Source organism: Bradyrhizobium semiaridum, assembly GCF_020329505.1.
Taxonomy (GTDB): Bacteria; Pseudomonadota; Alphaproteobacteria; order Rhizobiales; family Xanthobacteraceae; genus Bradyrhizobium; species Bradyrhizobium semiaridum.
Genome location: NZ_JAGKJJ010000034.1, coordinates 1 through 22121, shown reverse-complemented (window position 1 = coordinate 22121; position 22121 = coordinate 1). Strand labels below are relative to the sequence as shown.

Annotated in this window: 21 protein-coding genes; 9 read left to right on the top strand and 12 right to left on the bottom strand. The window is 65.7% G+C overall.

Features of this window, described 5'->3' with window-relative positions; all coding sequences use genetic code 11:
• The first annotated feature begins 35 nt into the window (after positions 1-35).
• Together J6500_RS27455 and J6500_RS27450 are read left to right on the top strand one after the other, a co-directional pair.
• Positions 36-956 (top strand): polyprenyl synthetase family protein, encoded by a 921-nt coding sequence (locus J6500_RS27455; RefSeq protein ID WP_225715829.1) that lies wholly within the window; start codon positions 36-38, stop codon positions 954-956.
• Positions 957-972: 16 nt separating this feature from the next.
• A complete protein-coding gene (locus J6500_RS27450) occupies positions 973-1653 on the top strand; it encodes a DUF1345 domain-containing protein (protein WP_225715828.1) in 681 nt (226 codons plus the stop codon).
• 523 nt (positions 1654-2176) lie between these two features.
• Here the strand turns inward: J6500_RS27450 and J6500_RS27445 are convergent.
• A complete protein-coding gene (locus tag J6500_RS27445) occupies positions 2177-4024 on the bottom strand; it encodes a caspase family protein (RefSeq protein WP_225715827.1) in 1848 nt (615 codons plus the stop codon).
• Between the two features lie 255 nt (positions 4025-4279).
• Between J6500_RS27445 and J6500_RS27440 the strand changes: the two genes are divergently transcribed.
• Both J6500_RS27440 and J6500_RS27435 read left to right on the top strand, forming a co-directional pair.
• Entirely contained in the window at positions 4280-4654 is a 375-nt protein-coding gene (locus J6500_RS27440) for a nuclear transport factor 2 family protein (RefSeq protein WP_225715826.1), read from the top strand.
• A 107-nt stretch (positions 4655-4761) separates the two neighbouring features.
• Complete coding sequence (locus tag J6500_RS27435; protein ID WP_225715825.1) at positions 4762-6369, top strand: Na+/H+ antiporter; 1608 nt, start codon at positions 4762-4764, stop codon at positions 6367-6369.
• 284 nt (positions 6370-6653) lie between these two features.
• Here J6500_RS27435 and J6500_RS27430 read toward each other — a convergent pair whose 3' ends face one another.
• The 4 genes from J6500_RS27430 to ispG all read right to left on the bottom strand — a co-directional run bounded on the left by J6500_RS27430 (position 6654) and on the right by ispG (position 10170).
• The gene (locus tag J6500_RS27430) at positions 6654-7034 is read right to left on the bottom strand and encodes a hypothetical protein (RefSeq protein WP_225715824.1); all 381 of its coding nucleotides are present in this window, start codon (positions 7032-7034) and stop codon (positions 6654-6656) included.
• A complete protein-coding gene (locus J6500_RS27425) occupies positions 7001-7672 on the bottom strand; it encodes a Rieske 2Fe-2S domain-containing protein (protein WP_225715823.1) in 672 nt (223 codons plus the stop codon). Before J6500_RS27425 ends, J6500_RS27430 begins: the two co-directional genes overlap by 34 nt.
• A 73-nt stretch (positions 7673-7745) precedes the next feature.
• Positions 7746-8639, bottom strand: a complete 894-nt coding sequence (locus tag J6500_RS27420; RefSeq protein WP_225715822.1) for a TauD/TfdA dioxygenase family protein — start codon at positions 8637-8639, stop codon at positions 7746-7748.
• A gap of 241 nt (positions 8640-8880) precedes the next feature.
• Positions 8881-10170, bottom strand: coding sequence for a flavodoxin-dependent (E)-4-hydroxy-3-methylbut-2-enyl-diphosphate synthase (gene ispG / locus J6500_RS27415; RefSeq protein WP_225715821.1), 1290 nt, complete (start codon positions 10168-10170; stop codon positions 8881-8883).
• 261 nt (positions 10171-10431) lie between these two features.
• Between ispG and J6500_RS27410 the strand changes: the two genes are divergently transcribed.
• Entirely contained in the window at positions 10432-11307 is an 876-nt protein-coding gene (locus tag J6500_RS27410; RefSeq protein WP_225715820.1) for a sulfurtransferase, read from the top strand.
• A 157-nt stretch (positions 11308-11464) separates the two neighbouring features.
• On the opposite strand, the gene J6500_RS27405 is transcribed toward J6500_RS27410, so the two are convergent.
• Positions 11465-12421, bottom strand: a complete 957-nt coding sequence (locus J6500_RS27405; RefSeq protein WP_225715819.1) for a DMT family transporter — start codon at positions 12419-12421, stop codon at positions 11465-11467.
• Between the two features lie 218 nt (positions 12422-12639).
• Positions 12640-13128, bottom strand: coding sequence for a Fur family transcriptional regulator (locus tag J6500_RS27400; RefSeq protein ID WP_225715818.1), 489 nt, complete (start codon positions 13126-13128; stop codon positions 12640-12642).
• Positions 13129-13284: 156 nt separating this feature from the next.
• Between J6500_RS27400 and J6500_RS27395 the strand changes: the two genes are divergently transcribed.
• The 4 genes from J6500_RS27395 (at position 13285) to J6500_RS27380 (ending at position 18228) form a co-directional block, all read left to right on the top strand.
• A complete protein-coding gene (locus J6500_RS27395; RefSeq protein WP_225715817.1) occupies positions 13285-13764 on the top strand; it encodes a MarR family winged helix-turn-helix transcriptional regulator in 480 nt (159 codons plus the stop codon).
• Positions 13757-14923 carry an HlyD family secretion protein gene (locus J6500_RS27390; protein WP_225715816.1) on the top strand — a complete coding sequence of 389 codons (1167 nt, stop codon included), beginning with the start codon at positions 13757-13759 and terminating at the stop codon, positions 14921-14923. The genes J6500_RS27395 and J6500_RS27390 overlap by 8 nt, the downstream gene beginning before the upstream one ends.
• 185 nt (positions 14924-15108) lie before the next feature.
• Positions 15109-16665 (top strand): MDR family MFS transporter, encoded by a 1557-nt coding sequence (locus J6500_RS27385; protein WP_225715815.1) that lies wholly within the window; start codon positions 15109-15111, stop codon positions 16663-16665.
• 252 nt (positions 16666-16917) lie between these two features.
• Positions 16918-18228: an ABC transporter substrate-binding protein gene (locus tag J6500_RS27380; RefSeq protein WP_225715814.1), complete on the top strand. Its 1311-nt coding sequence runs from the start codon at positions 16918-16920 to the stop codon at positions 18226-18228.
• Between the two features lie 242 nt (positions 18229-18470).
• Here J6500_RS27380 and J6500_RS27375 read toward each other — a convergent pair whose 3' ends face one another.
• From J6500_RS27375 to pcaG, 5 genes are all read right to left on the bottom strand, one after another.
• The gene (locus J6500_RS27375; RefSeq protein WP_225715813.1) at positions 18471-19640 is read right to left on the bottom strand and encodes a Gfo/Idh/MocA family protein; all 1170 of its coding nucleotides are present in this window, start codon (positions 19638-19640) and stop codon (positions 18471-18473) included.
• A 19-nt stretch (positions 19641-19659) separates the two neighbouring features.
• The gene (locus tag J6500_RS27370; protein WP_225715812.1) at positions 19660-20511 is read right to left on the bottom strand and encodes a shikimate dehydrogenase; all 852 of its coding nucleotides are present in this window, start codon (positions 20509-20511) and stop codon (positions 19660-19662) included.
• Positions 20512-20532: 21 nt separating this feature from the next.
• A complete protein-coding gene (locus tag J6500_RS27365) occupies positions 20533-20997 on the bottom strand; it encodes an SRPBCC domain-containing protein (RefSeq protein WP_225715811.1) in 465 nt (154 codons plus the stop codon).
• Positions 20998-21007: 10 nt separating this feature from the next.
• Positions 21008-21331, bottom strand: coding sequence for an ArsR/SmtB family transcription factor (locus tag J6500_RS27360; RefSeq protein ID WP_225715810.1), 324 nt, complete (start codon positions 21329-21331; stop codon positions 21008-21010).
• 164 nt (positions 21332-21495) lie between these two features.
• A complete protein-coding gene (gene pcaG, locus J6500_RS27355; RefSeq protein WP_225715809.1) occupies positions 21496-22119 on the bottom strand; it encodes a protocatechuate 3,4-dioxygenase subunit alpha in 624 nt (207 codons plus the stop codon).
• Positions 22120-22121 lie beyond the last annotated feature (2 nt).

The window sequence follows — 22121 nt, the reverse complement described above, 5'->3', positions numbered from 1 at the left end:
ATTGTCCGGCCGAAATCGATCTGGAGCAATTCTTAATGACGACCGGTACTGCAGAGTTTGCCAAGCGGCTGGACCAGACCGCGGAGGACACCGAAGCCCTGCTCGCCAGACTGTTGTCGGATACGACCGAAACCGACGAGATCGTCCGCCCGAAGCGGCTGATCGAGGCGATGCGGTATTCCAGCCTCGGCGGCGGCAAGCGGCTGCGGCCGTTTCTGGTGGTCGAGAGCGCGGCGGTGTTCGGCGTGCCGAGCGAGGCCGCGCTGCTGGCCGGCGCCGCGCTGGAGTGCATCCACTGCTATTCGCTGATCCACGACGATCTGCCGGCGATGGACAATTCCGACCTGCGCCGTGGCCGTCCCACCCTGCACAAGGCCTATGACGACGCCACCGCGATCCTCGCTGGCGATGCGCTCTTGACGATTGCCTTCGACATCATCACCCGCGACGCGATCCACAAGGACGCCAATGTCCGCCTGCTGTTGACCCGCGCGCTGGCGCGCGCCTCCGGCATCGGCGGCATGGCCGGCGGCCAGATCCTCGACCTCGCCGGCGAAGGCCGCTTCGGCGACCGCGAGCCGGTCGACGTCGCCCGCCTGCAACAGATGAAGACCGGCGCGCTGCTGCGCTTCGGCTGCATCGCCGGCGCGATCCTCGGCCAGTCCTCGCAGCAGGAGTACCAGGCGCTCGACGACTACGGCAAAGCGCTCGGCGAGGCCTTCCAGATCGCCGACGACCTGCTCGACGTCGAGGGCGATGCCGCCGCGCTCGGCAAGCCGGCCGGCGCCGACGCTGCGCTCGGCAAGACCACCTTCGTCACCCAGCTCGGCATCGACGGCGCCAAGCAGCGCGTGCGCGATCTTTTGGCGCGTGCCGACGCCGCGCTGTCGGTGTTCGGCGCGCGGGGCGACGTGCTGCGCGCCGCCGCCCGCTTCGTGGCGGAGCGGAAGAACTAGCGAAAGCGACCGGGGAATGAGCAAGGAGCTCGACGACCACCTTGTTCGTTTCCGCAAGCTGCCGATGCCGGCCCGCGTGGTCGTGGGCCGGCCGCGCACCTTCGCAGCGCTCGCCTTCGGGATCGTGCTGTGCCTGTTGCTGCCGGAGTCGCCGCGCCTGGTGACGCGGCTTCTGATCGGCTGGGACGGCTTCGCGGCGCTGTATCTGCTGCTCGCCTATGTGATGATGCTGCGCTGTGGCATCGCCTACATCAAGCGCAGCGCTGCGATGCAGGACGACGGCCGCTTCTTCATCCTGCTGCTGACCGCATTCGGCGCGCTGGCGAGCCTCGCCGCCATCGTGTTCGAGCTCGGGGCATCCAAGAACAGTCCGGCCGGCATTGCGCTTGCGGTCGTCACGCTGACGCTGTCATGGGGGCTGGTCCACACCGCGTTCGCGCTGCATTACGCGCATGAATTCTATCGCGGCAAGCAGCCCGGCGGGCTGCAATTCCCGAGCGGGGAGGCGCATGTCGACGCCGACTATTGGGACTTCGTCTACTTCTCGTTCGTGATCGGGATGACAGCGCAGGTCTCCGACGTCGGCATCACCGACAAGATCATCCGCCGCACCGCGACCGTGCACGGCATCATCTCGTTCGTGTTCAACACCGCGCTGCTGGCGCTGATGGTGAACATCGCCGCAAGCGCGATCTAGCTTCCGCACGCCGCTCCGGCAAGGCTGCGCATTCCTCGGCGGCAACCGATCAACTCGCGACGCGCGCGGTGCGGCCGCCCTATGTAGACCATGTCGAACCCGTCATCCTGAGAGGGTGTGAAGCTTTGTCCCACGCACCGCTGTGCGCAATTGCGCACAGGCCGGGCGATGACACCGAACGAGTTGGGAGAATGTGAATGTATTCAGCGTCGTCCTGGCGAAAGCCAGGACCCATTACCCCAATCGCTTGTTGTTGTGCGACGCTGGAGCCGCTATCCCACTCTCAATCGAATTCGGTGGTTATGGGTCCTGGCTTTCGCCAGGACGACGATGTGGGCAGGCCGCTCGCTACAATTCTCATACCGTCATCCTGAGGCGCGAGCCCTTGCGAGCCCCGAAGGATGAATCGACCAACCGTCGGGCCGTGCATCCCTCGAGGCTCGCCGAAGAGGTTCGCACCTCATAGGATGACGGGACTGGCATCGTGGCGCGCGCTATTCCCCCATCTCCGGGCAGTAGCGGGCTAGTTGCAGACCTCGACGTTGCCGACGCCGAGACCGGGGCCGCCGCCGCCGCGATATTCGAGGTGGCAGCCGCGCCGGACCGGACGGCAGGTATAGGCGTCGCACATGATCTGGCCGCTGCCGCTTTCGGCGCGCGCACGCGGCTGCGGGCGCGGAGCTGCCGCTGACGGCGCCAACGGCTCGCGCTGCTGACGATAGGCGCGTTCGCGCTCACGCCGCGACGGGCGGTCCTCGTCGGCATCGCGCCTGGCGACCGGCTTCCGCTCGCGCCGCTTCTGGCATTCATTGTCGTCGTTGAGGAACGAGCCCGCGGCACAGACGATCTTGCTGCAATGGTCGCCGTCGGCGCGGTAGCCGTGCTCGCAGACCAGCGGGCAGACCCGGGACGGCTTCAGCTTGACGGCATCGAGCGTCTCGAGACTCGCGTTCCTGGCGTCGAGCCTGGTGCCGGCATAGCGGTTGAACTGGGTCAGCGAACGCTGCGAGGCGGCGTTCCACTCGCCGTCGACCGCACCGATCAGGCAGCCGACCCGGCGCAGTTCGGTCTGCACCGATTTGACGAGATCGACCTGCGGCGAGCCGGTGGTCAGCGCCGCCACGTTGGTCGGCCTCTCCGCAGCTGTCGGCGCGGTCACCGCGGCCTGATCGGCGGCAGGCTTGTCCGCGGGGACCGCAGCCTCGGCCGCCTGCCGCTTCTGCTCGGCGGCAGCCGCCTGCTCCTGGGCGATCTGCTTGGCCTGCTCCGCCGCGAGCCGCGCCTGTTCGGCGGCCCTGGCATCCGCCTCGGCCTTGGCCTGCTGCGCCTTCTGCGCGCCCTCGGCGGCCAGCCGCGCCCGCTCCTGTTCGGTCTGCCGCGCTTTCTCGGTGGCGGCAACGCGGGCGTCCTCAGCCGCGAACTTCTCGAGCTGCAACTTGGCGAGGTTGGCGTAGTAGCCGTCCGGATATTGCGCGAGGAAGGCGTTCATCGCGCTCTTGTTGCCGATCTGCAGCGCCAGCTCGTAGTCGCGGCGCGCCTCCGACTGCGGCGTGGGCGGCGGCGCGGCGGCGGCAACCGGCCTGGCGGGCGCCGGAACCAGCGCGACATCTTCGCCGCCGAGCGAGCCGTAGACGAACGGCTCCTGCCGGTTGTTGGTGGTCTTCAGCACGTCGTCGCGGACATAGCCGAAGGCGCGGCGAACATCGAGACCGGGTGTCGGCAGGTATTTCGACAGCGCGGCGGTGAAGGGGCTGTTCTTGCCGTCGCCATCGGCGGCCGTGGACCCGGCCTTCGCCGAATAGGCGATCAGCACGTTCGGTGAGGTCGGCTCGACCTTGGCAAGGCCCTGCCCGATCGCCCGCGTCGCCAAGGTCCGCTTCATCGTCTTGGCGAACGGATTGTCGCGGCAGGCGTCGAGGATCACCAGCCGCAGCTTCCGTACCGGCTCGATCGCGACCAGCACGCGGTCGAGCGACAGCGCTTCGTCGAACACGTCAGTGTCGCGCTCCAGTCGCGCGTCGACCGGGATCAGATAGTTGGCGCCGTCGACCTCGATGCCGTGGCCGGCGTAGTAGACCACGGCGATGTCGGCATCGCGGGCGCGGTCGGCAAATTCACGCAGCGCCCGGCGGGTGTCGGCGGCCGGAAGGTCGCGGCGGAAATCGACGAGGTCAAAACCGGCATTCTTCAGGGTCGCGGCGATCACGCCGGCGTCGTTGACCGGGTTCGCCAGCGGCGCGGTGTTGCGATAGGCCGAGTTCCCGAGCACCAACGCGACGCGCTTCTCGGCGAAGGCGGGCTGGCAGACCAGGAGGAAGGCCGCAACGGCGAGCAGCAATCGATTCAATTTGAAGAGTCCAGGTCCATTCATGTCGATGCATCCAGGACGTGGTGGTTCAGCAATTCCTAACACAGGGCCCGAACTACCAGAAACAACGGCCGGCCTTTGTGAGCCGCCTCACGATCCGCGTCAGCCGGCCGGGCGGTCTTCATCATTAGTCTGGAAAGCCGACCGGCGGTTCGCGTGGGGTCACCTTCACGCGGAATTTTGGCGCCGGCCATGGCGCAAGCCATCGGTTCGTGGCTAAATCCTAGCAGAGCAAATTCCTGCCGGGAGGACCCACCAATGAGCCAAGCTCGATCCAGCGTCGAAAGCGTCGTGCAGACCTATTTTGACGGCCTCTACGAGGGCGACGCCGACAAGCTCGCCACGGCGTTCCATCCGTCCGCCGACCTGCGCTGGGTGGAGAAAGGCGAACTCAAGATCCTGACCGTGCCGGACTGGCTCGCCTGGGTGCGCAAGCGGCCGTCGGGCAAGGCGGAAGGCAAGGCGCGCGAGGACTTCATCGTCACCATCGACCGTTCCGACGACAACACCGCCTTCATCAAGGTACGCTGCCAGCTGCCGCCGCGCTATTTCACCGATTATCTGGTGGCGATGAAGCTCGCCGACGGCTGGCAGATCGTCTCGAAATCCTACCGCTACGACCTCAAGGACTGATCGCGCGGCGCCACGGGGCGTCCCGCGACGATCGGGTGACATGCCCTGTGGTCCGGCCATCGCCGGACGACATTGACTGAGGCGGGTTTCCGGGCGAATTGACCGTCATGGAAGCCAAATTTCAGATCTTTCTCACCCTGCTCGGCGTGCTGGCGGGGACCGCCCTGGTGGCGCGCCGGACCGACATTGCCCCCGCGATCCTGCTGCTGCTGGTCGGCATCGTGCTCGCCTTCGTGCCGGGCATGCCGTCGCTCGAACTGCCGCCCGAGCTGGTGCTGCTGGTGGTGCTGCCGCCGCTGATCTATTCGGCGAGCGTCGCGATGAGCTGGCGCGAGTTCAAGGCCAACCTGCGGCCGATCATCCTCTTGTCGGTCGGCTGTGTGATTTTCACCGCCTTCATGGTCGCGACCGCGACCCACTATCTGATCGGTCTGCCCTGGGGCATCGGCTTCCTGCTCGGCGCGATCGTCGCACCGCCCGACGTGGTCGCACCGCTGGCGATCGCACGCAGGCTCGGCATGCCCCGCCGCATCCTTGTCGTGCTCGAGGGCGAAGGCCTCGCCAATGACGCGACGGCGCTGATCCTCTATCGCTTCGCGCTGGCGGCGATCACCACGGGACTGTTCTCGCTGCCGAGGGCGACCGGCACGTTCCTCGTCATCGTCGCCGGCGAGATCCTGTTCGGCACGCTGGTCGGCTGGCTCAGCCTGCGCGCCCGCCGCCGCGCCAGGGATCCGCAGGTCGAGATCACGCTGTCACTGATCACGCCGTATCTCGCCTACTGGATCCCCGAGCATTTCGGCGGCAGCGGCGTGATCGCGACGGTCGCCTGCGGGCTCTATATGAGCTGGAACGGGCCGCTGCTGATCTCGGCGGCGACGCGTCTGCAGGGCATCTTCTTCTGGGACTTGATCATCTATCTGATCGAAGGCCTGCTGTTCCTGCTCACCGGCTTCCAGATGCGCTCGCTATACGAAAAGTCGAAGGCGTTCCCGCTGCATGACATCCTGCAAGCCACCGCGCTGGTCGCCGTGATCGTGATCGTCGCGCGCTTCCTCTGGGTGTTTCCCGGCACCTATCTGCCGCGCTGGATCAGCCGCAGTGTGCGCGACAAGGACCCGCTGCCGTCGTGGCGCGCGGTGTTCGTGGTCGCCTTCACCGGCGTGCGCGGCGCGGTGTCGCTCGCCGCCGCGCTGGCGCTGCCGCTGACACTGCCGAGCGGCGACGCCTTCCCCTATCGTGACCTGATCCTGTTCGTCGCCTTCGGCGTGATCTTCGTGACCCTGGTCGGACTCGGCCTCGGACTGCCGCCGGTGGTCCGCTGGCTCGGCCTTACCAGAGAAGGCCGCAGCGAGTACTTCGCCGAGCACGAGCAGGAGATCGCGGCGCGGCGCGAGGCGCTCAACGCCGCGCTGAAATCGCTCGACGCCATCACCGACGACCGCGAGCTGTCCGACGAGGTCGTCAAGCTGCTGCGCTCGCGGCACGAGATCCGCTTCAACCAGCTGCCCGACGCGCTCGATCCCAACCGCCACGACGTCTCCGCAACCGGCACCGAGCTGACGCGCGAGCTGATCGCCGCCGAACGCAAGTTCATCCACACCCTGCTGCGCGACGGCAAGATCACCGACGAGACCCGGCGACGCATCGAGCGTGACCTCGATCTGGAGGAAGCGAGCCTCGCCAACCGCGAGTATCACAGGATTCCGCTGTAGCTTTCTGTCGTCCTGGGCAAGCGAAGCGCGACCCGGGACCCATAGCCACAGCCGCAAGTTTGGCGAAAGGCTGGGGTCCCAGCGAGCAGCAACAACGTTCAGCGGTGGCTATGGTCCCGGCTTTCGCCGGGACGACATGGTGAATGAACTGCGTCCCCACCTACACTGTCATCGCCCGGCCTGTGCGCAATTGCGCACATGGACCGGGCGATGACAGCGGTGGCGGGATGCTGCTTCGACTTCATGGTTAGAGGCCGCTGCTGTCGCTGGGACGACCGCGGGGCCTACTCCGCCGCCGCGTTCTGTCCTGGGCCACCGACGAACCCCGCGGGATCGCCGAAGCGCTCGATCATGACGGCGGTGAGGTCCTTGCTCTTGCTGGTGACGCAGGCGCCGGAGCGCACGGTGTAGCGGTCCTGGTGCGCGACATGCGGCGGCGCCTCGCCGTTTTGCAGCGCGCGGGCGGCATCCATCACCAGCTTGCGGAAATGCATGATGCCGAGATCGGTCGGGCCGAGATGCTCGCGGCTGCGGTCGGCGATCGGGCCCTGGCTGTCCTGCACCGCGGCGTCTTGCTCGGAGACGCCCTTGATGCCGGTATAGCTTTTGGTCCGCTGCAGCTTACGGTCGATCAGATAATCGTTCGCCTTGTTGCGCAGCGGCACATAGTTTTCGTCGACGTCAGCGGGTTCACGAAATGCTTCTTGATGTCGAGGATTTCGTTCTCCTCCTTCTCGAAGGAGAGATGCGCGAAGGTGAAATGCGCGGTGTCGATCGAGCCTTCCACGGCCTGCACCCAGTTGCAGTCCTGCCACTTCTTGGTGACGAAGCGGTGCGAGGCCGGCAGCAGCGCCATCTCCAGCGCCGGCAATTCCGGCATCTGATCGGCGGGGCCCATATAGGCCCAGATCATGTCGCCCCATTCGCGCACCGGATAGGACTTGATGCGGATCAGGTCCTTTGCATTGAGGTCCGGATACGAGGTCGGCATGTCGACGCAGCGCCCATCGGTGTCGAACTTCCAGCCGTGATAGACGCAGCGGATGCCGCATTCCTCGTTGCGGCCGAGCCAGAGATTGGCGCCGCGATGCGGGCAGTACTGGTCGATGACGCCGACCACGCCGCGTGAATCGCGGAAGGCGAGCAGCTCCTCGCCCATGACCACGATCTTCTTCGGGTCGCTGTCCGGCTTGGGGAGCTCTTCCGACAGCAGCACCGGGATCCAGAACCGGCGCAGCAATTCGCCCATGCCCGTTCCGGCACCTGCTTCGGTGAGGAACCTGTTGTCTTCGGCGCGAAGCATGGGCGATCTCCCGATGTTATTTTTTCAATTCGTCGGAGGGTGGAGCGACGCGATACCCGCCCTCCTCGACGTCTCACACCGGCCGTTCGCCCTTCACGGTCACGCGCGTCCCTGACCGCGTATGCGGCCAGTAATCCCACATTGCACGGTGCTGGGCGCAGCGGTTGTCCCAGAACGCGATCGCGTTCTCGGTCCAGCGGAAGCGGCATTGGAACAATGGGTTCTCGGCATGCTGGTAGAGATAGGCCAGCATCGCATCGCCCTCGTCGCGCGGGATGCCGACGATGAAGCGGGTGAAGCCGCGGTTGACGTAGAGCGCCTTCTTGCCGGTCACCGGATGGGTGCGCACGACCGGATGCTCGGCGCGGGGATATTCCCGTTTGTCGGCGACACCGTAATTGGCATAGAGCCCGCGATAGGTCTGCTCGCCGTCATGCAGCGCGGTTAGCCCGTCGAGATAGGCCTTCATGCGGTCCGACAGCGCCTCATAGGCCGCGTACATGTTGGCGAACAGCGTGTCGCCGCCGCGCGGCGGGCACTGCTTGATATAAAGGATCGAGCCCATCGGCGGCTCGAGATCGCAGGACACGTCGGTGTGCCAGCCTTCGCCATTGGCGCGCGGCGAATCCTTGTCGGCGTAGATCTTCATCAGCGCCGGATCGCCTTCATTCGGCGCGGCGGGATGCACATGCAATTCGCCGAACTTGCGGCCAAAGGCGAGGTGCTGTTGCGGCGTGATGTGCTGGTCGCGGAAGAAGATGACGAGATTTTCGGCGAGGGCGCGATGGATCTCATCCATCTGGCGGTTCGAGCGGGCCTCGTCGTCGACCAGCCGGGCAATATCGACGCCGGAAATTTCCGCACCGATGATCGGCGTCAGCTTCTCGACCCCGATGGTCTCATAGGGCTCGGTGGAGTCGGCGACGTGGCGATAGCGCGGGCCCTGCTTGCCGGACAGTGAGCTCATGGGCGGTCTCCCGATCGTTCTTGATTGGGAGCATCGTAGCCCGGATGGAGCGAAGCGCAATCCGGGCCGCAAACATACCCGTCGTCCCGGACAAGCGGAGCGCAGATCCGGGACCCATAACCACAGGACAGTGTTTTGCGATGACTCGCAGCCACATCTCGCGCCACAACCATCGCCTGTGGTTATGGGTCCCTGCTTTCGCAGGGACGACGGTTGCGTGTGAGTTAAGAGCGGAGTGAAACTACTCCGCCGCTCCCGCCTGCTCCGGCAGCTTGGCGCCGTTGCCGTAGCGCTGGTCGATGTAGTCGATCACCAGCGCCTTGAAGTCGGCGGCAATGCCGGGGCCCCGCAGGGTGCGGAACTTCTTGCCGTCGACGAACACAGGCGCGGCCGGCGCTTCGCCGGTGCCGGGCAAGGAGATGCCGATATTGGCGTGCTTGGATTCGCCGGGGCCGTTGACGATGCAGCCCATCACCGCGACGTTGAGCTGCTCGACGCCCGGATACTTGGTCTTCCAGGCCGGCATCTCGTCGCGGATGAAATCCTGGATCGAGCGCGCCAATTCCTGGAACGTGGTCGAGGTGGTGCGGCCGCAGCCCGGGCAGGCCGCCACCAGCGGTACGAAGGTGCGGAAGCCCATGGTCTGCAGCAATTCCTGCGCGACCTGCACTTCCAGCGTGCGATCGCCGCCGGGCTCCGGCGTCAGCGAGATGCGGATGGTGTCGCCGATGCCCTGCTGCAGAAGGATGCCGAGCGCGGCCGAGGAAGCCACGATGCCCTTTGAGCCCATGCCGGCTTCGGTCAGGCCAAGATGGATCGCGTAGTCCGAGCGGCGCGCCAGCTCCTGATACACCGCGATCAGATCCTGCACGGCGGAAACCTTCGCCGACAGGATCATCTTGTTCTTGGGCATGCCGAGCTCTTGCGCCCGCGCGGCGGACAGCAGCGCCGACTGCACCATGGCCTCGCGCGTCACTGCACGCGCATCGCGCGGGTTCGGCGACGCCGTGTTCTCGTCCATCAGCTTGGTGAGCAGCTCCTGGTCGAGCGAGCCCCAATTGGCGCCGATGCGCACCGGCTTGTCGTTCTTGTTGGCGATCTCGATGATGTCGGCGAACTGGGTGTCGCGCTTGTTCTTGAAGCCGACATTGCCCGGATTGATGCGGTACTTGTCGAGCGCCTCGGCGCAGGCAGGATATTCGGCGAGCAGCTTGTGGCCGATATAGTGGAAGTCGCCGATCAAGGGCGTCGTGATGCCGATCTTGCGCAGGCCGTCGCGGATATGCGGGACGGCTGCGGCGGCCTCCTCGCGGTCGACGGTGATGCGCACCATCTCGGAGCCAGCGCGGGTCAGCGCCGCGACCTGGGCGATGGTGCCCTGGATATCGGCGGTGTCGGTGTTGGTCATCGACTGCACGACGATCGGCGCGCCGCCGCCGACGGCAACGTTGCCGACCATGACCTGCGTGGTTTGGTGCCGCGGCGCGGGGCCGGCGACGTCGTCTTGCGGCAAAATCTCGGGCTTGTTCATGGCGTCTCGAATATCAGGTTTTGGTGACAGTCACCAAGGGGGCCAAAGGGGCGGCGGCTCCGCGCCAGGCGGGCGAACGGTCATGTTCCGAAGTGAATTCAACAGCTTATGCCGCCGATTGCGGCCAAAGGCAAGCCATGCAGCGGCGGTCTGCATGGCCAGCTATATTGGACCGGATCGGGGTGAATCAAAGGGCAAGGTCGCAGCTTTTCATGTGATCTGGCGCATCTTAGCATTAAGGGCACCGAGGGAGGACGCGACATGGCCGGCCATAGCGAGCTGATCTCCACGGCGGAACTCGCCGACATCCTCACCCGCCCCGAGCTCCGGCTGTTCGACTGCACGGCTTATCTGGAGCCGGCGCCCGCCGGCAGCGGTGTTCCCTATATTGTCGTCTCGGGCCGCCAGACGTTCGAGGCCGGGCACATCCCGGGCGCCAATTTCCTCGATCTGCAGGCCGAGTTCTCCGATCCCCGCACGGAACTGCGCTTCATGATGCCCGAGGTCGGCCAGCTCGAGGCCGCGTTCGGCCGCCATGGCATATCGGCGAACAGCCGCGTGGTGCTGTATTCGATCGGCACCGCGATGTGGGCGACGCGGTTCTGGTGGATGCTGCGTTCGCTCGGCTTCGACGGCGCCGCCGTGCTCGACGGCGGCATCGACAAATGGACCGCCGAGGGCCGCGACATCGAGACCGGCCTCGCCGGCGGCTATCCGCCCGCGACCTTTTCCGCACGGCCGCGGAACGGCCTGTTCGTCGGCAAGCACGACGTGCTCGCCGCCACCGCCGAGGCCAACACCGTGATCGTCAACGCGCTCGGCCCGCAGTTCTACAAGGGGCTGGAGCCGAGCCGCTACGGGAGGCCCGGCCGCATTCCCGGCAGCGTCAGCGTGCCGGCGGCAAGTTTGATCGATCCCAAGGACAAGACGTTCGTATCGCTGGCGGATGCCGAAGCGACGTTCGCCGCGCAGGGCATCACGAAAGACAAGCGCGTCGTCGCCTATTGCGGCGGCGGCATCTCGGCGACCATCGACCTGTTCCAGTTGCATCGGCTCGGCTACGACAACCTCACGCTCTATGACGGCTCGATGGGCGAATGGGCCAAGGACGAGTCGTTGCCGATCGACCGGGGATAGAATGTGCCGCCGGCGTGATTTTTCGCACAGCGACACTTTTTCCCCGCCGTCATTCCGGGGCGTGCGAAGCACGAGCCCGGAATCCATTCCTCTGCGCATGATGCGGCCCAATGGATTCCGGGCTCTCGCTTTGCGAGCCCCGGAATGACAGAGAATGTCACGCCGGCACGTTCGGGTCCGGCGTCACCTTGGGATCGGGCTTGTTGACGAGATAGAGACCGGCGATCACCAGCAATGCGGCGATACCGAACACCGGGGTGAGCGTGTCGTGCATGATGAAATAAGCCGCGACGACGCCGAACAGTGGGGTGACGAAGGTGAAAGCGGACAGCTTGCTCGCCGAATAGGTCTTCACCATCGCGAACCAGATCACAAAGGTGCAGCCGACCACCCAGACGGCCTGATAGGCCAGCAGCGAGATCGACAGTGCGCTCGGGACATGATCGATGCGCTCGCCGGCGATCCAGGAGGCGAGGCCCAGGATCGGGATCGAGATCGCGACCTGGTAGCCGAGCGCCTTTTCCGGTGCTGCGTTGCGCAGGCGCGTGCCCTTGGCGACCAGCGTGGTCGCCGCCCACAGCGCGCCGCCGCCGACCACGAGGAGGTCGCCGAGCAGCACCTTGGCGTCGACATTGGGCTGCGGCACGCCGATCGCGAGCGCGACGCCGGCGAAGCTCAGCGCCAGCCCGCTCCACTGCACAGTGGAGAGGCGCTCGCCGAGGAACTGGTGCGAGCCGAGCGCGACGAAGAACGGCGCGGTGTAGAGGAACACCGACGCGCGCGACGCCGAGGTGAAGACGAGACCGGAGAAGATCAGCACGAACTCGAGCCCGAACATCAGCCCCGCGACGATGCCGGGGACCAGCGAACCGTCGCGCTTGAAGAATTGCACGCCGCGCAGCCAGCCGACGATCAGCATCACCGGCAGCGCGCCGGCCGAGCGGATCATCGCCTGCAGCATCGGCGGCACGTCGGGCAGCGCCAGCTTGACTGCAAGCTGGTTGAAGCCCCAGCTCACGCACAGCATCAGCATGATGGCGATGGCGCCCGGCGGCAGGCCGTGCCCGACGCTGACGGGCCTTGCAGCATTGGCTGATATCGCTTGGGTCGACATGTTTCCTCGCGGCCGGTTCTATCGGCGTGTTGTTTTATTCGATGGTTCGACTCCCTCTCCCCGCTCTTGCGGGGAGAGGGAGGGGTGAGGGGCCGTCTCCGCAAATTCGATAGATGTTCGCGCGTGGAGACTCCCCCTCACCCGAAATTCGCTACCGCGAATTTCGACCTCTCCCCACAAACGGGACGAGGTGACTCCAAGACGGCAGGGAGAGTCCATCACGCCTTCGCGCAATGCGCGCAGGTGCCGGCGATCTCGACGACGGAGAGTTTTGGGATGAAGCCCGAGGCGCGCGCCGCAGCGGTGAGGCTTTGCGCAACCGGCGCCGCCGGGATCTCGCCGACCGAGCCGCAATGGTCGCAGATCAGGAAGGCCACCATCGAGGTTTCGTCATGGTCGTGCGCGCAGGCGAGGAAGGCGTTGCGGCTCTCGATGCGGTGGACGAGGCCGTTCTCCATCAGGAAGTCGAGCGCGCGGTAGACGGTAATCGGTGCCGGCCGCGGCATCGACTTGGCGAGTTCATCGATCACCTCATAGGCGCCGAGCGGGCGGTGGCTGGACAGCAGCGCCTGCAGCACCTGGCGGCGGATCGGGGTGAACTTCTGCGCCCGGCGCGCGCAGACCTGCTCGGCATGCACCATCGCGTCCGCGGCGCAGCGGCCGTGATCGTGGTCGGGGGCAGGAAATGTCGGCTTGGCGAGGCTCATTGGCTCGATATGTAGCATTTTTGCGTCTGTTCCCAAAGCCCGCGCCGCGCTGGTCGTTCCGCAGCCATGTGCGGAGGGCGGGGCAGCTCCCCGTTAACCGGGCATGAAGTAATCATAAGCAAGCTTATAATATTCCAAGCTTATGGAGGCAGGCCCATGCGCGGTCCGGTGGACGCGAACTTCATGTTTACGCTTGGCGAGCTGTTCCGCCTGATCCGCGTCTACGCCGACAAAGAGGCGGCGCGCTACGGCATCACCCGCGCGCAATGGGCGGTGCTGGCCAAGGTCGAGCGCAGCGAGGGCATGAAGCAGACCGAGCTCGCCGAGCTGCTCGAGATGCAGCCGATCACGCTGACCCGGCTGATCGACAAGCTCTGCGACAATGGCTGGATCGAGCGCCGCAGCGACGAGAACGACCGTCGCGTCAACCGCCTCTATCTGAAGAAGGCCGCCCGCCCGCTGCTTGGCAAGCTGGCCGGCCTCCGCTCCGAACTCACGACGACCGCGCTCGAGGGCATCAATCCCGCGGATGCGCATCGCCTGCTCACGCAACTGGAACAGATCAAGGAAAACGTTCGCAATGCCATCCAAAGCCCGGCCGGCGAGCCCTCCCGAAAGGAACAGCGCTATGGCTGAACCCGCCCTCAAACTGGCGCCGGAGCAGAAGAGCAATCCCGACACGCCGGCGCCGGCGGGCAAGGCCAGCCGCGCGCCGCGCCGCCGCCTGATGGCGGGACTGCGGCGCTATCGCCGGGTGCTGCTGCTGGTCGTGCTGCCGACGATCGCCGCGATCGGCGGCGTCGTGTTCTATCTCAATGGTGGCCGCTATGTCGGCACCGACGACGCCTATGTCGGCGCGCAGAAGGTGCTGATCACGCCGGAGATCTCCGGCAAGATCGACAAGGTCATCGTCAGGGAAGGCCAGCACGTCAAGAAGGGCGACGAGCTGTTCGAGATCGACCCGGTGCCGTTCCGCCTCGCGCTCGCGCAGGCCAAGGCGGCGCTCGACCAGACCAGGACCACCTATGACAATCTGGTCGACAACATCAAAATCAACACCAAGATGCTCGAATTCGCCCAGCAGAGCATCGAGTTGAAGAAGCGCGACGTCGACCGCAAGTCGACGCTGGCCAAGCAGAATTTCGGCTCGCAGCTCGACCTCGACAATGCCGCCAACGCGCAGGTGACGGCCGAGAGTCTCGCGCAATACATCAAGCAGCAGATCTCCAAGGACAAGACCCAGTTGCTCGGCGACATCGACCTGCCGATCGAGCAGTTCCCGCCCTACGCCCAGGCCAAGGCCAAGCTCGACGACGCCCAGCGCAACCTCGACAACACCGTACTGCGAGCGCCGATCGACGGCGTCGCCACCCAGGTCGACCAGATCCAGCTCGGCCGCTTCGTCTCAGCCGGCTCGCCGGTGTTCTCGGTGATCGACGTCGATCATCCCTGGGTCGACGCCAATCCGAAGGAGAGCGACTTCACCTATGTCGCGGTCGGCCAGGAGGTGACGCTCGACGTCGACGCCTTCCCCAACCACGTGTTCAAGGGCAAGGTCGGCTCGCTCTCGCCCGGCACCGGCGCGCAGTTCGCGATCCTGCCGCCGCAGAACGCCACCGGCAACTTCGTCAAGGTGGTGCAGCGCGTGCCGGTCCGCATCTACTTCGACGAGAGCGATCCGTTCGTGAAGAAGCTGAAAGCGGGCATGAGCGTCTACGCCACGATCGACACCAAGCACCGCCGCACGCTGGCCGGCCTGCTCGGGCTGTCGCCGGCGGCGGCGCATCAGGACTGACGGGTGAAAATCGATCGAGCCAGCGACCGCAAAGACAGTGCGCCCCCTCTCCCGCTTGCGGGGAGGGTCGGGGCGGAGGCTCCCTCCACGAATCGTTCGGTGGAAAGAGCCCCACCCGGCGCTACGCGCCGACCTCCCCCGCAAGCGGGAGAGGTGATTCCCGTCGCTTGAACAGGACTAACTGAATGAACGCACCGTCACCCTCCGCCGTCCCCGGCCTGCGCCGGAACATGGTGACGATCTGCGCCATGACGGCGACGATCATGCAGGCGCTCGACACCACCATCGCCAACGTCGCGCTGCCCTACATGCAGGGTTCGCTGTCGGCCTCGCAGGACCAGATCAACTGGGTGCTGACCTCCTACATCGTCGCGGCCGCGATCATGACCGCGCCGGTCGGTTGGGTCGCCAACCGCTTCGGCCGCAAGCGCATCTTCATCATCTGCTCGGCCGGCTTCACCATCGCCTCGGTGCTCTGCGGCCTCGCGCAGGACATCAACCAGATGGTGCTGTTCCGCCTGCTGCAGGGCGTGTTCGGCGCGGCGCTGGTGCCGCTGTCGCAGGCCGTAATGCTCGACTCCTATGCGCTGCACGAGCGCGCCAAGGCGATGTCGATCTGGGGCATGGGCGTGATGATGGGCCCCATTATGGGGCCCTCGCTCGGCGCCTGGCTGACCGAAACCTATTCCTGGCACTGGGTGTTCTTCGTCAACCTGCCGTTCGGCGCCATCACCGTGCTCGGCCTTGCCGTCTTCATGGACGAGACCAAGCAGGACCTCAATCTGCGCTTCGACTGGTTCGGCTTCAGCGCGCTGGCCGTCTCGATCGGCGCGCTGCAGCTCGCGCTCGACCGCGGCGAGCAGCTCGGCTGGCTGGAATCCAACGAGATCATGATCGAGTTCATCGTCGCGGCGGTCGGCGCCTATTTCTTCTTCGCCCATTCGCTGACCACCGACCGGCCGTTCATCCAGTTCGCGCTATTCAAGGACCGCAATTTCCTCGGCGGCTGCGTGTTCATGACGGTGATGGGCCTCGTGCTGTATTCGACCATGGCGCTGTCCTCGCCTTACCTGCAGAACGTGATCGGCTATCCGATTATCACCGCCGGTCTTTTGCTGGCGAGCCGCGGCATCGGCACCTTCGTGGCGATGATGCTGGTCGGCCGCATGATGCGCTATTTCGAGGCGCGCACGCTGATCATCTCCGGCCTGGCGCTGACCGCGGCCTCGCTGTTCCAGATGACCGGCTGGACCGACATGACCCAGGCGACCGAGATCGTCGTCGTCAGCGTGATCCAGGGCTTCGGCTTCGGCCTCGTGTTCGTGCCGCTGTCGACGGTGTCGTTCATGACACTGCCGGGCCATCTGCGCACCGACGGCACCTCGATGCTGACGCTGCTGCGCAACGTCGCGAGCTCGGTCGGCATCTCGATCGTGATCGCGCAGCTCACCGAGGGCTCGCGGCGGATCTACGCCAAGCTGTCGGAGCAGATCAACCCGTTCAACCACGCGCTGCAGATGCCCGACGTCTCCAGGATGATCAACCTCAGCACCGACGCCGGCCGCGCCATGGCCGACAAGATGGTGGCGGCGCAGGCGCAGATCATCGCCTTCTCGCACGACTACCAGCTGGTGATGCTGTTCATCCTGATCTCGATCCCGCTCGCGATCATGATCGGCTCGACCAAGGCCGCGCTGCGCTCGCAGCAGGCACCGCCGGATCATGCCGCGGTGATGGAGTAATCTCCCCGTCATTCCGGGGCTCGCGAAGCGAGAGCCCGGAATCCATTCATCCATCAAATCTGCGGCCCAGTGGATTCCGGGCTCGCGCCAAGAGGCGCGCCCCGGAATGACGGCGACGACAGTCGTGACACTCCCCCTACCAAGGAGCGAGCCGCGGCGCCTGCGAGCCGCGTTGACTTTCGCCCGCCCGCTCCCAATACTCCCGAAAAAATCACAATCCGTCACAAAGGGCGGGCTTCAGGGGAGGACGCGATGCCGACGTCACGCAGGACGCTGCTCAAGACATCCGCGGCTGCCGCCGCTGCTTTCAGTTTCGATTGGACACGCGCGCAGGCGCAGGCCGAGACGGTGCGCATCGGCGTGATCTACGACCTCACCGGCCCGTTCGCCGCCGGCGGGTCGGTCGCCTCCTCGATCGGCACCCAGATTGCCATTGATCTCGTCAACGAGAAGGGCGGCGTCGGCGGCAAGTACAAGGTGGCGCCGGTCAACGTCGATTCCCAGAGCAAGCCCGATGTCGCCATCAACGAGGCCAACCGCCTGATCGATCAGGAGAAGGTCGATATCCTCAACGGCGTGTTCGCAAGCTCTCATGCGGTGCCGCTGGCCGCCAAGGTCGAGCAGCAGAAGCGCATCCTGTGGATCACGACCGCAGTCTCCACCGCCGTGTTCAAGGACAAGAACCTGCAATACGTGTTCCGTGCGCAGATCCATTCCGACCAATACGGCCAGGCCTTTGCCAGCTTCATCGCCGAGCACGCCAAGGCCAAGCTCGGCATGGACCCGAAGGACGTCAAGGCGGCGCTCATCCACGAGGACGGCCCCTATGGCGTCGGCGTCGCGGCAGCCGACGAAGCCTTCGCCAAGGAGGCCGGGCTGCAGATCGTGCTCAAGGAAGGCTATTCCGCCTCCGCGCCCGACCTGTCGGTACTCGTCACCAAGCTGAAGCGCGCCAAGGCCGACGTGATCTCGCATGCCGGCTACAACCCGGACATCACCCTGTTCCTGCGCCAGGCGCGCGAGAGCGGGCTGAAGTTCAAGATGCTGTTCGGCGCTGGTGCCGGCTACAGCCAGCTCGACAAGCTGCGCGAGACGTTTGGTGCCGATATCGACAATTTCTGCAACATCGATCCGGTGCCGGCACAGCTGCTCGATCCGGCCAAGCTGGCGCCCGGGGTCGGCGATCTCACCAAGGTGATGGTCGCGCGCTATCGCGAGAAGACCAAGGCGACCGAGGTGCCGCCGCACTGCTCGATGGGCTTCAACCAGACCTGGATCCTGCTCAACAACGTGCTGCCTGTCGCCAAGGAAAAATACGGCGGCTTCGACCCCGAGGCGATCCGCAAGGCCGCGCTCGACGTCGATATCCCCGCAGGCGGCACCATCCAGGGCTATGGCGTGAAATTCTATCGGCCGGGCACGCCGCTCGCCGGCCAGAACGAGCGCTCGACCCCCGTCGTGATGCAGAACGCCGGCGAGCGCATCTCCGTGGTGTGGCCGACCAACATCCGGACGCAGGACCCGGTATTCCCGCTGCCGAAGGGATCGGTGTACGCGGCGTAGGGCTCGACCGCTTGCTGCGTCGTGTTGGGAATCAGCCCCGTCATCCTGAGGTGCGAGCCTCTTCGGCGAGCCTCGAAGGATGCACGGCCCCAGTTCTAGCCGATCCATCCTTCGAGGCCCGCCCAGCTGCGCAATTGCATTGCAAGGCTCGCACCTCAGGATGACGGGGCTGACATAGATGTCGGTGAAACCACGGCAATCACGCTGCTGCTCCGGTGTCCGATCAATCGCAATGCAAATGTCTACAACACCACCCGTCTCCCTTCATCCGCCGCCCAATAGCCCGCGTAGTTCACCCTGGTCGTCTCATACGCCAGCGAAAGGTCGGCGAGCGGCTGACGGCCGGTGGCGACGCATTCCATGAAGTCCTGGATCTCCTGCAGATAGCCGCGGGTCCATTCCTCCTCGAGGCAGACGAACTGCCAGCCGGTTTTACGGTCGACCTTCTCGGTGATGTAGACGGAGGCGAGCTTCTCCTCCGAGGTCTGGTAGCTGGTCAGATGCGTGTTCGGCGTGATGTTGGCGAACAGCGAGCCGCCGCTCGTATAGGTCTCGATCAGGTTGCGCACGCCGCCCATGATCATGTCGCCGGAGAACACCGTGGCCTTGGTGCCGTCGGAGAAGGTCGCGGTCAGCGTGCCCCAGTCCTCGACATCGACCGGCCTGGCCTTGATGAAGGCACGCTCGTCCGGCTTGAGGCTGGCGGTGACATTGCCGACGTCGCAGGTGACGCTGGCGACGGTGATGGTTTCGCCGCGCGCGCGGGCCTCGACCTGCTTGAGCCAGAGCACCGCCGACAGCGGATGGCAGCCCATCCGGATCAGCGAGCCGCCGCCGGTCATCGCCCACTCCGCGGCATGCGCGGCGTGCGAGCCGGAATGGCTCTCCTCGCCCTTCATGAACAGGATCTTGTCCTTGGTGGCACGGATGATCTCCGCGGTCTTGGTCACCGCCGGCGCGTAGATCCAGTCCTCGGCATACATGAACAGCCTGCCGGTCTTCTCGATGGCAGCGCGGGTCGTCGCCATCTCCTCCATCACGCGCTGATACATCAGCGCTTTCGGCACGGTCTTGCCGATCGGCGCCGTGTCGCCGTCGCGGCCGAAATAGCCGCTGAACGGCTTTTCGCAGATCACGTGCTTGCCGGCCTGCATCGCTTCGACGATCATCGCAGCGTGCAGATTCGGCGGCGTGCAGATGTCGATGACGTCGAGATCGCGGTCGGCGACGAGCTCGGCAAAACTGCGATAGGCGGTCGAGATCTGGTGCTTGCGGGCGAATTCGACGACGTGGTCGCCCCGCGCCGCGACTGCCTTGACCGCGACGTCGACGCCATAGACGCGCCGATAGGCATACATATGCAGCTCCGACACGAAGCCGCAGCCGACCAGACCGATCCTGATTGTTGTCATTGGGATTCTCTCCGCGTCCTCAAGCGGAGGCAGCGTAGCGCGCCGCCATCACCGCGTCGAACGCATTTCCCATTACGGCGTGAGGCGCCGTCTTGCTGGTGAACAGCGCGAATGCATCCGCCGCGGCCCCGATCGCGAGATCGCGTCCGGTCATGACCTCGGCGCCTTTGGCCTTCGCAGCCGTCAGCAGCGGGGTCCAGAGCGGCGTGTAGACGGCGTCGGCGACCCACATCGCCGGATGCAGCAGTGCGTCCGGCACCGGCGTGTCGCGGCTCGGCAGCATGCCGACCGGCGTTGCGTTGACCAGCCCGGCCGCGCCTTCGACCGCCGCCGCGACGCTGGCGGCACGCACCGCACCACGATCCTGCAACTGGTGCGCAAGCTGCGCAGCCTTGGCAGCATCCGCATCGAAGATGCGCAGCTCGCGTGCACCAAGCCCGACCAGCGCGAAGGCGATCGCCTTGCCGACGCCGCCGGCGCCGATCAGCGCGATCGCGGCATCAGGCGCGGCGGGAAGCAGCGGCTTGACCGCGCGTGCAAAGCCCGTGGCGTCGGTGTTGTGTCCGACCAGCCGCGCGCCATCGACGACGATGGTGTTCACAGCGCCGATCGCGCGCGCATCCGCCGACAACTCATCCAGCAGATCGCCGACGGCTTCCTTGTAGGGAAACGTGACGTTGACCCCGGCGAAACCGAGCCGCCTGATGCCGTCGAGCATCGCGCGCAGATCGTCGCGCGCAGCGCCCGGCACCTCGATCAGCTGATAATGGCAATGCAATCCGAGCACTGCTGCGGCCTGCTCGTGCATGGCCGGGGCGGCGGAGTGCGCGATCGGATAGCCGATCAGGCCGGTGAGGAAGCGATCGCGCATTGTCCCCCGATTGCGGAAGTCTCAGCCCATGCTGTCGAGCCGAGCATAGCTGGCTTCCATGCCGCGCTCCATGCCGCTGGCGAGCATCGCCGCACGGGTTTCTGCATCGGGCAGCGTCATCCGCATCGCCATCAGCGTGCCGCTGCCGTCGGCGGCAAAGCGCGTCTCGACATGATTGTCGGGCGTCGGATCGGGCAGATGCATGCGCGCAACATGGACGATGCGGCTGAACGGCTCGAGCTCGAGATATTCGCCGGTGAGATGGAAGCCGCCGCCCTTGCCGTCGGTCCACTCGTAGCGGATCTTGCCGCCGGGCCGCGGCTCGCTGATGCAGACCGGCATGGTCCAGCCTTCCGGCCCGAGCAGCCATGTCTGCAGCAGCTTCGGCTCGGTATGCGCGCGGTAGACGGCCTCGGGCGGCGCCGCGAAGCGCCTGGTCACGACGATGTGGCGATCGCCTTCGGTGGTCAGCGTCAGCTTGCTCATCACTTGTCCTTCACTGTTCGGGCTTCATCGCGGCCAGCACACCGTCCAGCCGGTCGTAGTTGGATTCCAGCGCCCGCCGCAGCATTGCGAGCCACTGATCGATTTCGGCAACCGCCGCCGGCGCGAGCCGGCACGGCCGTTTGGTGCCCTCGACCCGGCGCAAGATCAGGCCGGCGCCCTCGAGCACCTTGAGGTGCCGGGAGATCGCGGGCTGGGTCAGGTCGAACGGCTCGACCAGCTCCATCACGGTCGCCTCGCCCAGCGCGAGCCGGGCCAGGATCGCGCGGCGAGTGGGGTCGGCGAGTGCTGAAAAAGCGGCATCGAGGTTGGGCACAGTTAATGTCACCTTCGTTATATAACCTATATATTATATAATTGGATGTGCATAGTCAACCGAAACCTGGCGCGGCGAAGGCCTCAGCAAGATCCGGGCAGTGATGCGGACGATGGGATCAGCGCGCTCTTGTCGGCGCGCGGTGGCAGGCTTACGGCCGACGACTAGACGTCGAAGAACACGGTCTCGTTGTCGCCCTGCAGATGGATGTCGAGCGTGTAGACGCTGCCCGTAGCCTTCTTCGCGATCAGGGTCGCGCGGCGATCGGCCGGCACTTGGGCGAGAACAGGATCGGCCGCATTTGACGCTTCGTCATCGAAGTAAATGCGCGTGTAGAGATGCAACAGCATGCCGCGCGCGAACACTGCGAGCAGGATGTGCGGCGCCTGCGGCTTGCCGTCGGGATCGGGCACCGAGCCCGGCTTGATGGTGTCGAAGGCATAGCCGCCGGTCTTGTCGGTGCCAACGCGGCCGAAGCCCTTGAAGGACGAGTTCGGCAGCGCGCGCTTGTCCTGCGGATCGCAGAAGCGGCCCTGCGCGTCGGCCTGCCAGATCTCCAGCATGCAGTCCACGACCGCGGCGCCGTCGCCGTCATAGACCTTGCCCTCGACGCGAATGCGCTCGCCCGAGACGTCAGGCGTCAGCAAATTATTGGTGAAGGCGTCATTCCACCGATATTCGCCATTCGGCGTCAGGCCGTACTTGAAATAGGGGCCGACGGTTTGCGACGGGGTGACGCCATCAGGACGCTGGTTCGGCACGTTATTTGGTCTCCATCGGCGTGGCATTG

Excerpts from the sequence above, each read along its gene's own strand:
- J6500_RS27455 (WP_225715829.1), top strand. The coding sequence starts at position 36 with ATGACGACCGGTACTGCAGAGTTTGCCAAGCGGCTGGACCAGACCGCG.
- J6500_RS27450 (WP_225715828.1), top strand. The coding sequence starts at position 973 with ATGAGCAAGGAGCTCGACGACCACCTTGTTCGTTTCCGCAAGCTGCCG.
- J6500_RS27445 (WP_225715827.1), bottom strand. The coding sequence starts at position 4,024 with ATGAATGGACCTGGACTCTTCAAATTGAATCGATTGCTGCTCGCCGTT.
- J6500_RS27440 (WP_225715826.1), top strand. The coding sequence starts at position 4,280 with ATGAGCCAAGCTCGATCCAGCGTCGAAAGCGTCGTGCAGACCTATTTT.
- J6500_RS27435 (WP_225715825.1), top strand. The coding sequence starts at position 4,762 with ATGGAAGCCAAATTTCAGATCTTTCTCACCCTGCTCGGCGTGCTGGCG.
- J6500_RS27425 (WP_225715823.1), bottom strand. The coding sequence starts at position 7,672 with ATGCTTCGCGCCGAAGACAACAGGTTCCTCACCGAAGCAGGTGCCGGA.
- J6500_RS27420 (WP_225715822.1), bottom strand. The coding sequence starts at position 8,639 with ATGAGCTCACTGTCCGGCAAGCAGGGCCCGCGCTATCGCCACGTCGCC.
- ispG (WP_225715821.1), bottom strand. The coding sequence starts at position 10,170 with ATGAACAAGCCCGAGATTTTGCCGCAAGACGACGTCGCCGGCCCCGCG.
- J6500_RS27410 (WP_225715820.1), top strand. The coding sequence starts at position 10,432 with ATGGCCGGCCATAGCGAGCTGATCTCCACGGCGGAACTCGCCGACATC.
- J6500_RS27405 (WP_225715819.1), bottom strand. The coding sequence starts at position 12,421 with ATGTCGACCCAAGCGATATCAGCCAATGCTGCAAGGCCCGTCAGCGTC.
- J6500_RS27400 (WP_225715818.1), bottom strand. The coding sequence starts at position 13,128 with ATGAGCCTCGCCAAGCCGACATTTCCTGCCCCCGACCACGATCACGGC.
- J6500_RS27395 (WP_225715817.1), top strand. The coding sequence starts at position 13,285 with ATGCGCGGTCCGGTGGACGCGAACTTCATGTTTACGCTTGGCGAGCTG.
- J6500_RS27390 (WP_225715816.1), top strand. The coding sequence starts at position 13,757 with ATGGCTGAACCCGCCCTCAAACTGGCGCCGGAGCAGAAGAGCAATCCC.
- J6500_RS27385 (WP_225715815.1), top strand. The coding sequence starts at position 15,109 with ATGAACGCACCGTCACCCTCCGCCGTCCCCGGCCTGCGCCGGAACATG.
- J6500_RS27380 (WP_225715814.1), top strand. The coding sequence starts at position 16,918 with ATGCCGACGTCACGCAGGACGCTGCTCAAGACATCCGCGGCTGCCGCC.
- J6500_RS27375 (WP_225715813.1), bottom strand. The coding sequence starts at position 19,640 with ATGACAACAATCAGGATCGGTCTGGTCGGCTGCGGCTTCGTGTCGGAG.
- J6500_RS27370 (WP_225715812.1), bottom strand. The coding sequence starts at position 20,511 with ATGCGCGATCGCTTCCTCACCGGCCTGATCGGCTATCCGATCGCGCAC.
- J6500_RS27365 (WP_225715811.1), bottom strand. The coding sequence starts at position 20,997 with ATGAGCAAGCTGACGCTGACCACCGAAGGCGATCGCCACATCGTCGTG.
- pcaG (WP_225715809.1), bottom strand. The coding sequence starts at position 22,119 with ATGCCACGCCGATGGAGACCAAATAACGTGCCGAACCAGCGTCCTGAT.